This is a genomic window from Mesotoga sp. HF07.pep.5.2.highcov (genome assembly GCF_003666285.1).
Lineage (GTDB): Bacteria > Thermotogota > Thermotogae > Petrotogales > Kosmotogaceae > Mesotoga > Mesotoga prima.
This window is the reverse complement of the sequence record NZ_JFHJ01000190.1, coordinates 22,046-36,266: the sequence shown is the minus strand read 5'-3', so window position 1 is coordinate 36,266 and position 14,221 is coordinate 22,046. Positions and strand designations below refer to the sequence as shown.

General features: G+C 44.7%; 14 protein-coding genes. All 14 read right to left on the bottom strand.

What is annotated here, in order from left to right:
• On the bottom strand, positions 1 to 116 hold a 116-nt coding region (locus tag BG32_RS03960; protein WP_147434818.1), incomplete at its 3' end, for a stage V sporulation protein S.
• A gap of 119 nt (positions 117 to 235) precedes the next feature.
• On the bottom strand, positions 236 to 1,390 hold the full coding sequence (locus BG32_RS03955) for a 2-oxoacid:acceptor oxidoreductase subunit alpha (protein ID WP_014730318.1): 1,155 nt from the start codon (positions 1,388 to 1,390) through the stop codon (positions 236 to 238).
• Positions 1,383 to 1,607: a ferredoxin family protein gene (locus BG32_RS03950; RefSeq protein ID WP_014730317.1), complete on the bottom strand. Its 225-nt coding sequence runs from the start codon at positions 1,605 to 1,607 to the stop codon at positions 1,383 to 1,385. The genes BG32_RS03955 and BG32_RS03950 overlap by 8 nt, the downstream gene beginning before the upstream one ends.
• A gap of 22 nt (positions 1,608 to 1,629) precedes the next feature.
• Positions 1,630 to 2,751, bottom strand: coding sequence for a sodium ion-translocating decarboxylase subunit beta (locus BG32_RS03945; protein WP_014730316.1), 1,122 nt, complete (start codon positions 2,749 to 2,751; stop codon positions 1,630 to 1,632).
• Between the two features lie 59 nt (positions 2,752 to 2,810).
• A complete protein-coding gene (gene ppdK / locus BG32_RS03940) occupies positions 2,811 to 5,453 on the bottom strand; it encodes a pyruvate, phosphate dikinase (protein WP_099771912.1) in 2,643 nt (880 codons plus the stop codon).
• Between the two features lie 209 nt (positions 5,454 to 5,662).
• Complete coding sequence (locus BG32_RS03935; protein WP_014730314.1) at positions 5,663 to 6,547, bottom strand: glycine betaine ABC transporter substrate-binding protein; 885 nt, start codon at positions 6,545 to 6,547, stop codon at positions 5,663 to 5,665.
• A 21-nt stretch (positions 6,548 to 6,568) separates the two neighbouring features.
• A complete protein-coding gene (locus BG32_RS03930) occupies positions 6,569 to 7,210 on the bottom strand; it encodes an ABC transporter permease (RefSeq protein ID WP_014730313.1) in 642 nt (213 codons plus the stop codon).
• Between the two features lie 4 nt (positions 7,211 to 7,214).
• The gene (locus tag BG32_RS03925; protein ID WP_014730312.1) at positions 7,215 to 8,342 is read right to left on the bottom strand and encodes a betaine/proline/choline family ABC transporter ATP-binding protein; all 1,128 of its coding nucleotides are present in this window, start codon (positions 8,340 to 8,342) and stop codon (positions 7,215 to 7,217) included.
• A gap of 12 nt (positions 8,343 to 8,354) precedes the next feature.
• Complete coding sequence (locus BG32_RS03920; protein WP_014730311.1) at positions 8,355 to 9,017, bottom strand: ABC transporter permease; 663 nt, start codon at positions 9,015 to 9,017, stop codon at positions 8,355 to 8,357.
• A gap of 288 nt (positions 9,018 to 9,305) precedes the next feature.
• Positions 9,306 to 10,484 carry an MFS transporter gene (locus BG32_RS03915; RefSeq protein WP_121526419.1) on the bottom strand — a complete coding sequence of 393 codons (1,179 nt, stop codon included), beginning with the start codon at positions 10,482 to 10,484 and terminating at the stop codon, positions 9,306 to 9,308.
• A gap of 243 nt (positions 10,485 to 10,727) precedes the next feature.
• Positions 10,728 to 11,993, bottom strand: a complete 1,266-nt coding sequence (locus tag BG32_RS03910) for an ABC transporter substrate-binding protein (RefSeq protein ID WP_014730309.1) — start codon at positions 11,991 to 11,993, stop codon at positions 10,728 to 10,730.
• A 38-nt stretch (positions 11,994 to 12,031) separates the two neighbouring features.
• Positions 12,032 to 12,604, bottom strand: coding sequence for a dephospho-CoA kinase (gene coaE, locus BG32_RS03905; RefSeq protein WP_099771910.1), 573 nt, complete (start codon positions 12,602 to 12,604; stop codon positions 12,032 to 12,034).
• Between the two features lie 67 nt (positions 12,605 to 12,671).
• On the bottom strand, positions 12,672 to 12,860 hold the full coding sequence (locus BG32_RS03900) for a hypothetical protein (RefSeq protein ID WP_259459495.1): 189 nt from the start codon (positions 12,858 to 12,860) through the stop codon (positions 12,672 to 12,674).
• Positions 12,857 to 14,221, bottom strand: coding sequence for a glucose-6-phosphate isomerase (locus BG32_RS03895; protein ID WP_099771909.1), 1,365 nt, complete (start codon positions 14,219 to 14,221; stop codon positions 12,857 to 12,859). The genes BG32_RS03900 and BG32_RS03895 overlap by 4 nt, the downstream gene beginning before the upstream one ends.

The following is a 14,221-nucleotide window of genomic DNA, read 5'->3' as shown; positions in this document are numbered from 1 at the left end:
ACAGCACCAGCGCCAATGGCCTGAAGCTCTACTTGCTCGTTCTTTGAGATAACTCCGGCTATGGCACCTGCTACCTTGTTCGGATTCGATTTCGAACTGACCTTCAGGATTTCCATTGAGATTTCCTCCTTTTGCAGGTAATTTCGCTGTAATTCTACCACAGAGGCCGCTTAATTAGCAAAAGTTTTAACACATCGTTTGCAAAAAGAAGGAAGGATCGTTACTGATTGAGGTTCTACAGATCCATTATTTCAGACTTGACTTTTGATATTGCATCAAGAACTTCTTGTGGAGTAATCAACTCGCCACTGACCTTGCTCACATGCTCGATCTTTGCGCCTCGTTTGTTCAGTCTAGAAACTTCATAGAGAATTTGCCCAAGATTCATCTCAGCAACAATCACGGCGCTCACCTTTTTTAGCAGCTGTCTTAGCCTCGTACTGGGAAACGGCCAAATCGTAACCGGCTTGAAAAGACCCACATTGATCTTATCCTCTCTTGCCATTTTCACAGCCTTAATGGCGCTCCTGGCAACGGAACCATATGCGAGGACCAGTATCTCTGCATCTTCAGTCATATATTCATCATATATTACTATCTCGTCGCTGTGCAATCTTATCTTGTTGTCAAGTCTTCTCAAAAGCCTTTCCGAATCGGAAGGAGAACCAACCGGGAAACCCGATTCATCGTGGACCAGACCCGAGACATGAAACCTCGACTTACCCATCCTAACAAGTGGAGTTGCCATCATCTGATCGTCACCTTCAAATGGATGGAAGATATCTTCTTCTGCAATTTCGGCCTCACCGACTCTTTGTACTTCCATTATCTCCGAATCGTACGGGAGGTAAACACTCTCGCGCATATGGCCAAGGATCTCGTCCATTAGAAATATCACTGGTGTTCTATACAGTTCAGCATAATTGAACGCAGTTATAATGTACTTATAGACTTCTTCAACATTTGAGGGGTAGATTGCGATGATCTGGTGATCTCCATGGGTTCCCCATCTTGCCTGCATAATATCCCCCTGCGCCGGTTTTGTGGGCATACCGGTGGAGGGGCCTCCTCGTTGAACATTCACTATTACTGTTGGAGCCTCAGTCATCGCCGCATAGCCAATCGCTTCCTGCATTAGCGAAAAACCAGGTCCACTCGTTGCAGTCATCGATTTTTCGCCTGCAAGAGAGGCACCGATTATTGCAGCAGCACTTCCAATCTCATCCTCCATCTGAATAAAGGTTCCACCAACTTTTGGGAGCTCCCTCGCCATGGTTTCGGCAATCTCAGTAGCCGGAGTAATTGGATAACCTGCGAAGAACCTGCACCCGGCCTTGATTGCTCCAAGCGCACATGCCTCGTCACCCTGAAGAAGAACGAACTCACGCATCCTCTTTCACCGCCTCCACTTCCCGCACATCAATCGCAAAGTCAGGGCATGCGTTCTCGCACATCAGACAACCTATGCATGTCTTGTGATCAACCACTTTTGGCCTGCCAAGCTCCCCTTTAGTAATCGTTTTCGTCGGGCAGATCCAGTAGCATATTCCACAACTCTTGCACAGAGCCAAATTGATATTTACTTTGTACTGCTTTCTTACAGCCATTACACCCTCCCGTTCCAGGCTATCATATTATTGAAAGGAATACTCCGGCCGCAACTGCAGAACCAATTACACCTGCTATGTTCGGTCCCATTGCATGCATTAAGACAAAATTAGTCGGATCTTCCTCCGAGGCAATTTTCTGGGCAACTCTTGCGGCAGTAGGGACCGCCGAAACCCCGGCCGCACCTATTAACGGATTTACTTTGTTTGCGGAGAACAGATTCATCAACTTTGCAAATAGAATTCCCGAAGCTGTTGCAACAACAAAGGCGGCGCAGCCCAATGCCAAAACCATTATACTCTCAATCGTGAGAAATATCTTACCGTCCGCTTTTGCGCCAACGGAGACGCAGAGCAAAATAATCACGGTGTCCGAAATGTATTTTCCAGAAGCCTCGACGAGCCGCTTTGTCTTCCCATTCTCTCTCAAAAGATTGCCCAACATAAGCATTCCCACTAGTGGGAGCGCTTGAGGAACTATCAACGAGATCGCAATCGTCGCAACTACTGGAAAAACAATCCTTTCGAGCTTCGAGACTCTTCTCAGCTTCTTGCCCATTGTTATTGCTCTCTCCTTGTGAGTAGTTAGAAGCTTCATAATGGGAGGTTGAAGAACCGGAATCAGAGCAATATAGGAGTAAGAAGCTATAGCAATGATCGGTAGAAACTGAGACTTGAGAATACTTGCAACGTATATTGAAGTCGGTCCATCTGCTCCGCCAATTATCGATATGGCGGCTGCATCTGAAAGGGAGAACCCCATCAAATTAGCTGCGAGGAATGTTATAAAAATGCCAATTTGAGCAGCTGCCCCCAAAAAAAGCGTCTTGGGATTTGCAAGAACAAAAGAAAAATCCGTCACCGCTCCTATCCCCAGAAATATTAGAGGTGGATAAATTCCCAACATCAATCCCTGTTGTAAGATCCACATTATACCCGTACCAGGAGTGAAGACACCCGTAGCCTCGGGCGGAATATTGGCGATAACCATACCAAACGCTATGGGTACAAGAAGAAGTGGTTCAGCATCTTTTGCAACCGCTAGATAAACCAGGAGACCTGCAATTGCAAACATAACCCAGTTTTCCCAGCTTACCGTGGCTAATCCTGTCTGTGCCATATATCCCGAGATCAACGTTGACATGAAAGGCTTACCTCCAAAAGAATAAAGGCCGCACCAACAGGCGCGGCCCAAAATGAAGACTATCTATTCTTTACTACTGCTTGAGCTGCGGACAATCTCGCTACTGGAACCCTGTAGGGCGAACAACTGACATAGTTCAGACCCACGATGTGACAAAACTCAACTGACGAAGGTTCGCCGCCGTGTTCACCACATATTCCTACCTTCAGATCTGGCCTGCTGGAGCGACCCTTTTCAGTTCCCATCTTCACGAGCTGGCCAACACCCACTCTATCAAGCTTCTGGAATGGATCGTTTTCCAGAATACCTTTTTCCATATAGTGTCCAACGAACTTTCCATAGTCATCTCTACTGAAACCATAAGTCATCTGCGTAAGATCATTCGTTCCAAAGCTGAAGAATTCAGCTTCTTTTGCAATTTCATCGGCAGTAAGGGCAGCTCTTGGAACTTCTATCATCGTACCTACTTTGTAATCCAGCTTCAATCCAGATTTTGAAATGAGTTCGTCTGCCGCTTTTACTATCACCGATTTTACAAACTTAAGCTCTTCCAGCTCAACGATTAGCGGAATCATGATCTCTGGAACCACTGACTTTCCTTCCTCAACCAACTTTAGAGCAGCTCCAATTATCGCTTTCGTTTGCATCTCGGCAATTTCGGGGTATACAACTGCAAGTCTGCAACCCCTGAACCCCATCATGGGATTGAACTCATGAAGATCTTCAACTGTTGTCTTCAATTCCTCATAGGTCATTCCCATCTCCTCAGCCAGTTCTTTGACATCTTCGTCTTCTTTGGGAAGGAATTCATGAAGTGGAGGATCCAGGAGCCTAATGGTGACGGGCAGACCTTCCATAGCTTTGAATATTCCGTAGAAATCCTCTTCTTGCATTGGAAGAAGCTTATTGAGAGCTTTTTCTCTCTGCTCTCTGGTACTGGAAGTAATCATCTGACGAACAGCAAAAATCCTGTCTTCCTGGAAGAACATATGTTCCGTTCTGGTGAGACCAATTCCTTCAGCCCCGAACTCCCTGGCAATCTTGGCATCTCTAGGAGTATCGGCATTCGTTCTTATACCGAGCTTCCTGATTTCATCGGCCCAGCCAAGCAGTTTCGCAAGCGGTCCTTCGAGACCCTGAGGCTTAACTGAATCGAGTTTACCCATGAATACTTCGCCTGAAGTACCGTCAATGCTAATCCATTCGCCCTCATTTATGGTCTTTCCATTTACTCTCATTGTCCTTGTCTTCTGATCTACCTCTACAGCTTCGCAACCTACTATACAGGTTTTGCCCATACCTCTCGCAACCACCGCCGCATGTGAGGTCTTACCTCCCGTAGAAGTCAGAATTCCCTGAGCGGCTGCCATTCCGGCAATATCCTCAGGCGAAGTCTCAGGTCTGACAAGGATAACCGCCTTACCTTCTTCTCTAGCCATCTTTTCAGCCGTTTCTGGGTCAAAAGCAACTGCACCTGAAGCGGCTCCGGGAGAAGCAGCAATTCCCTTAGCTAGAAGCTCTGCACTCTCCATAGTTTCCTTCGTAAAGTACGGATGCAGCAGAGTTTCAATGTGTTCAGGCGTTACTCTCATAACCGCCTCTTCCTTTGAAATTTTCTCTTCTTCCGCAAGATCAACAGCGATCTTCACACTTGCATAAGGAGTCCTTTTCCCGTTTCTTGTCTGGAGAAGATACAGGGTTCCATGCTCAACAGTGAATTCAATATCCTGCATATCCCGGTAGTGGTTCTCGAGTTTCTCAAAAATCTCAAGAAGCTGTTTGTAGACGGCGGGGTTTATATCGTTAAGCTTTGTAAGAGGGAAGGGCGTTCTTGTCCCAGCAACAACGTCTTCGCCCTGGGCATTCGGCAGATATTCACCGTAGAACTGTTTTTCTCCCGTATTGGGGTCTCTTGTAAACGCAACTCCCGTTCCACTGTCATCGCCGGTGTTCCCAAAAACCATCGCAACGACATTGACAGCTGTACCAAGGAGTTCGCCCTCCTTTATTCCGTTCAGCGCTCGATACTTCTTTGCCCTTTCATTCATCCAGCTTCCGAAAACAGCGTTTGTTGCCATCCACAACTGCTCCCAAGGATCCTGTGGGAACTCTTTTCCAGCCTTGCTATAGACCTCAAGATATCTCTTCACCACTTCCTTCATATCATCTGCATCGAGTTCAGTATCAAGTTTGACGCCCTTCTCTTTCTTTATACTAGAAAGCGCACCTTCAAATTCTGAATGCTCGATCTTGAGAACGACATCCCCAAACATCTGAAGAAATCTTCTGTAGGCATCGTAACAGAACCTAGGATTACCTGATTCTTTGATCATTCCATCTACCGTCTCGTCATTGAGACCAAGATTTAGAATAGTATCCATCATGCCAGGCATCGAAATTGCTGCTCCTGACCTCACAGAAACGAGCAATGGTCTCTCATTAGAACCAAATCCCTTTCCGGTTTCTTCTTCCAAAAGTCTTACAGCCTCTTTCACTTCATTCTCAAGGCTTTCCGGATATTTATTACCATGCTCATAGTAGTACTTGCAGACTTCAGCAGAGATAGTGAACCCTGGGGGGACGGGAATTCCTATTTTAACCATTTCAGCTAGATTGGCTCCCTTTCCACCGAGAAGGTTTTTCATCTTCGCATCGCCTTCGGCCTTTTTCTTTCCAAAATAGTACACAAATTTCTCTGACACTTTCTTTCCTCCCTTCCTGAAAGCATATTCGACTGATTATATCATAGCTAAACATACGGGGTGTTTAGCTGTCTCTCTAATGGTGAACGTCTCTTGAACCATACCTTTCTCTTTCCATAGGGCAGAAAATCATGGATTTGATTCTTTCAGTACCCTCCTAAAGAACAGAGCCGCCTTATGGCGGCTCTTAATTCCTAACGAAAAACAACTCAATCTATAAGGCCCAATCCTTTTAGGAATCCTTCAGCAACTTCATCAGGCTCATAACCTGCAGCGTCAACCAGATAATTAAGCCTTGTCATTATTGGTTCAGTAAGATAGACAGAGATTGGCCTCAAGATCTCCTCAATTTCGGGATTGTTTTCTAATATTTCCTTCCGTACTGTAACAGCTAGGTTGTATGATGGGAAGAAACTCTTAGTATCTTCAAGCACTAGAAGATTGTACTTCTCCAATTTTCCATCAGTAGAAAAGACCATTGCAACATCGATTTGGTTCTTGTCTAGTGCCTCATATGTCAGTCCGATTTCCATTGTCTTGACTTGTCTCTTCTCCACGGCAAAACCATATGCCTCACTCATAGGCCAAAATCCATCGTCTCTTTCAAGGAACTCGTATACAATTCCAAAGAGAAGATCCGGATCTTCATGAGTCAGCTCAGCCAGATCTTCGAGTGTTGTGAGCCCATGCTCAGCAGCGAAATCTCTTCTAACGGCAAGGGCATAAGTGTTGTTGAAATTTGCCATGTCGAGCCATACAATACCATTTTCGAGATCTTCGGCCTTTACTGCCTCGTAAAGTTCATGAGGATCTCTAATCATCTTTTCGTGGCCCAAATATGTTGGCCAGGCCGTACCTGTGTAGTCAGCATAAAGGTCAATCTGCCCGGTTTCGAGTGCACTTCTTGCAACAAATGAGCTCATCCCAAAATTCTCGGTCACTCTGAACCCGGCATCTTCCAGAAGCTGCGAAATCATGCTACTGACAATGTACTGCTCTGTAAAGTTCTTTGCTCCAACATTCAGTCTTGTCTGACCGAATGACATAACCGTTGCCATCAATACTACCAACGTAATAAGAAATAGTCTTTTCAAAACTAAACACCTCCATGTTTCCTAAATTTTGAGGCCTTTCGAAGTCAGAGCCTTCTCCGAAAAACCTAGGATTATGTCTACTGCTATCGCCAAAATCGTTACAGGAATGGCTCCTGCAATTATCATTGGACCCCTTGTCATACGAAGGCCAGTAAAGATGATCTCTCCCAGACCACCCGCTCCAATTGATGCGGCAATCGCAGCAGTACCAATATTTATCGTCGCCGAACTCCTAATTCCAGATAACATTGTCGGAACCGTTACAGGCATTTCTACCTTCCACAATATCTGCCTGTTAGTCATTCCCATTCCCTTAGCCGCCTCTTTCATCATCATCGAGACATTCATCAAGCCGGATGCAGTATTGAAGACTACCGGTACTAGACTATAAAGGAAGAGAGCAACTACGGCTGGAGCGGCTCCAATTCCCATGAACAGGAAAACAAGAGCGATCACTGCGATACTGGGAACGGCCTGAGTTGCTCCGGTGATCGACAGAACCAGTTTGCCCGCTTTTCTGTGCCCTGGCCTGGTAACAAAAATCGCAATTGCAACCCCTGCCACTACTGCCATGCTCCAGGAAGTAAGGAAGATGAAAATGTGCTCAAGAAGCCTTTCCATAATGTAGCCAGAATTCTCGAACATATATTCTAAGACTTCCATGATCTCACTCCTCATCAGACGACTCATAAGAGCCTACTAGGTTTACAAGATCCTTGAACCTCAAGATTCCAAGTAGCCTCTCCTTATCGTCGACGACCGGCAGTGAGGAAAGCCCGGTATTCATGATCAATGACATCGCCTCCATCAAATTCGAAAGAGGTTGTATGGTCTCGATAGATCTCAAGTACTTCTTTAGGGGCTCTTCATCAGACGCCTTGCTTAGCTGTTTCAACATAACATACCCCTTGAGTCTTTTGCTTCCATCAACAACGTAGGCGAATTTTCTTCCCTCGTTAACGAGAAAATCCTTTGCCTTTTTTACCTTGCAATCACCTGTGTCTTCGATCCACTTTCCGCCAGGAACGTAAGTCTCCCTTACTCGCACGAGTTCAAGACCCTTCAACGCCCTATCTGCGCCAAGAAGATCTTCAACAAACTCATTAGCCGGTTCCTGAACCACCGTCATTGTATCGGCATATTGCACCAGTTTTCCGTCGTCTAGAATCGCTATCTTGTCACCCAGCTTGATTGCTTCCCTGATATCGTGAGTTACGAAGATAATTGTCTTCTCTATCTTCGACTGAATTTCGAGAAACCCGTCCTGAAGCTTTTCACGGTTAATCGGATCTATTGCTCCGAAAGGTTCGTCCATAAGAACTATTTTTGGATCGGAAGCTAGACCTCTTGCTACTCCTACTCTTTGACGTTGTCCTCCCGAAAGTTGGGCTGGGTATTTCTCTGCATAGTCGGAAGGTTCGAGGTTTACAAGGTCCAGCAATTCAAAAACATGTTTCTTGATTCTTGATTCATCCCACTTCATCAATCTTGGAGTGACAGCAATATTATCGAAAACTGTCATGTGAGGAAAAAGACCAATCTCTTGGATTACGTATCCGATGCTTCTTCTCAGTCTAATCGGATCGATTTCATCAAGCGATGTCCCGTCAACGACAATTTCTCCATCGGTTTTCTCAATTAACCTATTTATCATCTTCAAAGTGGTTGTCTTCCCACAGCCGGAGGGACCTATTAGTATTGTCAACTTCTTGTCCTCAAAGGTAATACTGAGGTTGTCGACTGCTTTGAATCCTTCTTCGTATTCTTTAACGACATTTTTGAATTCTATAGACATCTATGTTCCACCTCACTTTTCCCTCTCGATTTTCAGTCCTCTGGGAGTGATGATCTCTTCTAGAGCGAGCAAACCATAGTTTGTTCCTATTCCCAGTATGGAAACTATCAGAGCTCCCAGAAGAACCATATTGAAATTTGACCTGCCTAGCCCTGAGAAGATGAAGTACCCAAGTCCTCTTGCGCCGATAAGGTACGCGATAGTGGCTACACTTACACCCATAACAGCAGCGTTTCTTACGCCTGCCATTATAATCGGTATAGTGAGCGGAAGTCTTACCCTGAAGAGGATCTGCCAGTTGGTCATCCCCATTCCTCTGGCTGCTTCAATCATTCTGGGATCCACTGAATTCACAGCGACAACCGTGTTCCTTATTACGGGAAGAAATGAGTAAATTACTAAAGCAATCACAGCTGGCGTAACACCTATTCCAGCCTTAAGTGGCGCTAAGAGGACTACCATATAACCGAACAGCGCAAGACTGGGAATTGTCATAAGAATTCCGGCTCCATATAGGGCAATAGAAGAAGCCCTTTTGCTCCTCGAAACCACAATCCCGATGGGAACACCAATCCCAATCGCGATCGGGATAGCTATAGCAATTATCTTTATGTGATTGAGTAACTCAATAAGAACCAAATCGTAATTCCGTCCCAGATACTCAAAGAAACCCATAAATCTCTCCTTCCATAATCGGCCAAAAAAATGGAGTACGGTTAAGACCCTTTCTTATGAACGAGTATTAAGTTTCTGACTAAAGATTTTTCTTTGCTCAAGTAGATAGAGATGGTTGTGTCAAGATCCTAACCAGAATTATTCAAACACAAGACTACCATAACTAGTATACTATACCACATACTGGAAAGCTATTTCTCACAACGCAAGGTTGGTTCGTGAAGATTGACTTAACTTAAGAACTTGATTTGAAGACAATTATAATTTGCGACAACCACTTATTGAAGTTCACTGCCGCTTAACATTATTCTTAAACAAGAAGGTCATTTGACTGATAATAATTACCGTTATCAAACCTATCGACATTAGACCTACGCTCTTCAAAGAGGGCCATAACTGGAGAAAATACCCTCCCAATAGCGGTCCGACACCGAAAATAATACCTACCATAGACTCGTGAATGCCTCCCTGCTTACCATGATCGTCTTCCTTCGAGGTAAGGCCGTAGAAGATTGCAAATATGTAGGGAACCGCATAGGTTGCACCTGAAAACAGAGTGGCAAGGAAGAACGTGACTGGACTCTCTGGAAGGAAAAATGTGGCAACGGCCGCTCCAAAGACAGTTATCATGGTAATGAAGGATAATTCAGGACTACCAACCCAAAAACGAAAGAGGCTCAGGAAGACAAAAGAAAGGAAGACCCCGACGTTTGCACCTACTGTCAAGAAACCCACATTCTGGAGCTGTATGCCTGTTGAAGATATTAGCTTAGGGAAAAGTGCCATTCCACTTGTATAGATTATACCTGCGAGCAAGAAAGTAAATCTGTAAACTTTTCTGTACTCCTCTAGCCTTGGGAGATCAATCTCACTGAATGACGAACTGAATGTTTCGGCAAAAGAACCGGGAAGGGATTCGCCGTGTCTTTTGAGATGTGATCTCACATGTATGCTACCGAGTCCACAGAGAGCAATTCCGTAAGAAAAGATAGCTGCCGGGAACCTCTGGATAAGAAATGGCCCAAAAGCCATTCCAACAATGTTACCTGCACTCCACGAGAGGACAAAACGAACAACGGTCGAAGCCGAATCAATTCCAATACTCTTTTCCGACTTCGAAAGCAACCCTTCTAGTGACGGGAAAAAGAATCCAAAAAAGAGATTCACCCCAGTGGCTGCTATCACTATATCTACAGGTCGGCTCCAGAAGAAACCAAGAAAAAGAGCGATTGTCATGATAAACATGCCAATTGACAAACTTCGCTTAAAACCGGTTCTGTCTCCCATTCTTCCGAATACCAGGGCAGAGATTACGTAAAAAACACAGCCAATGAAGTTGATCAAACCAATTACCATATATGACAGACCCCATTCGGCCGCTTTAGTGTTGATCGATGAATTTAGTAAGTAAAGTAGTATTGAGAACGAAAACGCGTAGAAGTTGAATACATGAAAGTACTTTTTCATTTACTCCCGCCTCTCAAAGATGGTACCCCGGAAATTGAAAACATTCGAGACAATTCTACCTTAAGAGGGTAGAACTCCACATACAGCCGATGAAAATAATCTCCGAACCGAAATGAAATTCTGTCTGTTCTTGTTCATGAGTTCAAGAACTGATTATTCCAAACTAGATCCTGAACCTCTGCTTTCATTCTTCTGAATTCAACAAAAAAGGGAGGCCATAGGCCTCCCTACTCAATGCTTTGTTTATTGTTGCTCAGCAACTTTCAAGAGAATTTCCTGCTCTGCCCATGCCAGCCCTTCTTCCACGGTTCTCTTCTGGTTGATTACATCTCCTACCATTGTTCCAAGAATGTTTCTTACGTCATCCCAAAGAGCAACATTAGGATCGACCGAACCGTAAGGGATCTGACTAATAGGAACCATTACAGTCGGGTTCTGTTCCTCGTAGGCCTTCCATTGAGGGGTTGTCAAAGCAATTTCGGTAACAGGCATATATCCTGTCTTAACCGACCAATAAGCCTGTATTTCCGGGCTTATGAGATACTTCATGAATTTCCAAGCAGCAGCCTTCTGTTCAGGAGAAATCCCTTTGAACATCACTACATCTGTTCCGGCAAAAGGAGGAGCCTGGACTTTCCACATTGGAACGGGAGCCCATGCCCAGCCGTGCTTTCCTCTGGAACCTGAATCAACGTAAGAAGCCGACGCAATAGTCTCTACAAACATTGCTATCTGGCCGTCCCCGAATGGTGCGTCCAGGTAACCACCCTGGAAAAGGGCGACGTTGTAGGTATGAGCCATATCGTACATCAACTGAAGAGCCTCTTTTGCTTCAGGAGAATTGATAGTTACTTCAACCGAGCCATCGGGCTTTATATCGATTGCTTCTCCACCATTGGCTCTCAGGAATATCATGAAATGATCGATCGTGGTTCTGAAACCAAAGCCATATTGATCAATCTGACCGTCGTTGTTCTTGTCCTCAGTAAGCATCATCGCTGCAAACAGAAGATCGTCCATTGTCTTAGGAACCTCAAGCCCATATTGCTCAAAGAGGTCAGTGTTGTAATAAAGGACGTAAGTACTTTTGTTGAAAGGAAGGGCATATACTGTATCACCCCAGGTGACCATTTTCTTGAAGGGATTCCAAATGGCATCCCATTCCTCATCCGTCAAGCCAACTTCGGGATCGGAAATCAAGGAATTCAGTTCTTGAACAGCATCTCGAGGTATAAGTCTGGCAGTCCAGTTCCCGTAAGCCTGAGAAAGAGCAGGTAATGTCTTGCTTTCCGCACTTACCAGGAGTTTCTGCTGCAAAGCACTGTAGTTACCAACATAGATTGCCTTCACCAAGATATCAGGGTTGGCCTCGTTGAAGGATGCTACAATTTCATTGACTGTTGTTCCCTGCGCGCCGCCCATCGCGTGCCAGAATTCGATCTCCGTCACAGCAAAGGTAAAAACAGCAAAAGATACAATCAACAAAGCGAGAATCAGTCTCTTGCGCATTTCCCTACCTCCTTATAAAGAATTTCTAAGTAACCAAATTATACCACTATGCCCCACTCAAAAAGAATCGATCTCAGTTTCTCGAAAGTCTCTTCACTACTGCCTAATGTAGTAACTACAGCATCTACAGACTCTTTTATCGAATCGAGGTATTGCTGTGAGGCCAGAATCGATTCTGCACGTGATTTGCTCATTCCTCTCTTCATAAGTCTCTCGATCGCTATCTCGTTCGGGCATTCAAACCATATGATTTTGTCGCAATACTCAGCGAGTCCAATTTCATGGATAAGAGCTCCGTCAAAGATATAGTGATCTGAAAAATCCCTACCGACGATCTCCAGGGCTTTTCGCTTTATCACAGGATGGACTATCTTATTCAGCTTTGTAAGAAGATCGGAGTTTTCGAAGACTATTCTGGATAGCTTCTTTCTATCAACGTTACCGCACGTCAAAATGCCTCTCCCAAAGGAGTTGACCAGGCTTTCTTGTTCTTCTCTCAGCGCGTCGTGTCCGAGCTTATCGAGAGAGATTAACTCCATTTTTGATTTGGCCAGACGCTCTGCAGCCGTTGACTTGCCACTCCCCGCTTTTCCCACAAGACCAACAATCATTACAGAAGCTTTTCTCCCGACTCGATAACATTCAGCACGACTCTTGACAACTCACTGCTTGCATTCTTCAGCTCTTTCTTCTCTTCAGGCTTATCACAATGATGTCTGCCTCGATTTCCTCCATTTCTCCAATCTTCTTCAAAAGATCCTCAGATTCCATCGAAACTATCACAAAGGTAGGTATTGGTTCTCCCGAAGTGTAGAAGACTTCCTCAACTGAAAAACCCTCAAGAACTCTTAATAGCTCTGACTTCATAGTTCAAACCTCCATGAGGTTTTCTCCTCATATCTATCCCTTATTTCCTCGTAACCTTTTCTTCCCATAAGAGCGTATGTAAGTTTCTTTCCCAGTTCCACTCCTGGCTGGTCATATGGATTTACTTTCAGCAAAAACCCCATGATAGCCGTCTGTATCTCATAAGATATAATAAACTCGCCTACATGAACTTCGTCTATCTGAGGGAAGATAATCGTCATGTTCGGCACACCGTTTGCAACGAGAGCAATAGAAGTTGCCCTGAGTTCTGCATTTAAAAGCTCCCCAACCCCGATTCCATTAAGATACGATAGAGCTTCGATATCGGAATGGATGAAAGGTATTGTAAGTTGATTCACGAAGTCTTCAACCTTCACCAGTGTAACAACCTTATCTTTTGGCCCCTCATTATAAAGCTGAACTTGAGAGTGCTGGTCGATCGCGCCCAAAGATTTCACAGGGGTTTGACCAGTATGGACAATTCTTCCGGAAAGATCGAATTTCTTTCCCAAAGATTCTGCCCACAATTGCCTGTACCAATCAGCGAGAGTGTATAACCTATTTGAATAAGGCATCATTACTGAGATATTGTGCCCCTTTTTCAAGTACGCGTAATGAATAAGAGCACAGACAGCGGCTGGGTTTGATTTCAAATCATCCCTCAGATACCTTTCCTTGCCAAACCTTGCACCCTCGTAGATTTGCTCAATATCTATTCCCTCAGCGACTGCAGAAAGCAATCCAACGGGGGTAAGAACGCTGAAACGCCCACCTACATCATCTGGAATCGTCAGAGATCTTATCCCTTCATTGTCTGCGATTTGTCTTAAAACACCATTATCCTTGTCGGTCGTAAATATGAAATGCTCTTTGACAGGAAGGTCTAGTTTTTCGAGTAAACCCCTGACAACCAGATAGTTGGCCATACTTTCGGCAGTTGTTCCCGACTTTGATATTACGTTGAACACCGTGTGAGCAAGATCAAGTTCTCCAAGAACAGAGGCTATCAGGTCTGGATCTACGTTGTCCAGAAGGAAAATCCGGGCCTTTCCTCCCCTCTTTTCATTACTAAGAGAGTTCCAGTTGATTGGTTTGAGCGAGGAATGAAGGGCTTGATTTCCCAAGGCCGATCCTCCTATTCCTATGACGACAAAGTTCTCGAACCTCTGAAGCCAAGACTTGAGAGCCCCAACTTCTTCAAGGATCTCGTCATCGTCAAGAATCCTAAGAAAACCAGGAAGCGGCTGAAAAACCTTTTCAAAGTTGGCAGATAAGGCTTTCCCAATATCAAATATCTCATCAAAGGACAACCCGCTCTCAAGAGTTTCCTTAAACGCAAATGAGAAGTCATATTTAAGCAT

Bases quoted from the DNA above. Each gene is read 5' to 3' on its own strand.
- BG32_RS03955 (WP_014730318.1), bottom strand. From the start codon at position 1,390: ATGCGTGAGTTCGTTCTTCTTCAGGGTGACGAGGCATGTGCGCTTGGA.
- BG32_RS03950 (WP_014730317.1), bottom strand. From the start codon at position 1,607: ATGGCTGTAAGAAAGCAGTACAAAGTAAATATCAATTTGGCTCTGTGC.
- BG32_RS03945 (WP_014730316.1), bottom strand. From the start codon at position 2,751: ATGTCAACGTTGATCTCGGGATATATGGCACAGACAGGATTAGCCACG.
- BG32_RS03930 (WP_014730313.1), bottom strand. From the start codon at position 7,210: ATGGAAGTCTTAGAATATATGTTCGAGAATTCTGGCTACATTATGGAA.
- BG32_RS03925 (WP_014730312.1), bottom strand. From the start codon at position 8,342: ATGTCTATAGAATTCAAAAATGTCGTTAAAGAATACGAAGAAGGATTC.
- BG32_RS03920 (WP_014730311.1), bottom strand. From the start codon at position 9,017: ATGGGTTTCTTTGAGTATCTGGGACGGAATTACGATTTGGTTCTTATT.
- BG32_RS03915 (WP_121526419.1), bottom strand. From the start codon at position 10,484: ATGAAAAAGTACTTTCATGTATTCAACTTCTACGCGTTTTCGTTCTCA.
- BG32_RS03910 (WP_014730309.1), bottom strand. From the start codon at position 11,993: ATGCGCAAGAGACTGATTCTCGCTTTGTTGATTGTATCTTTTGCTGTT.
- coaE (WP_099771910.1), bottom strand. From the start codon at position 12,604: ATGATTGTTGGTCTTGTGGGAAAAGCGGGGAGTGGCAAGTCAACGGCT.
- BG32_RS03900 (WP_259459495.1), bottom strand. From the start codon at position 12,860: ATGAAGTCAGAGCTATTAAGAGTTCTTGAGGGTTTTTCAGTTGAGGAA.
- BG32_RS03895 (WP_099771909.1), bottom strand. From the start codon at position 14,221: ATGCTTAAATATGACTTCTCATTTGCGTTTAAGGAAACTCTTGAGAGC.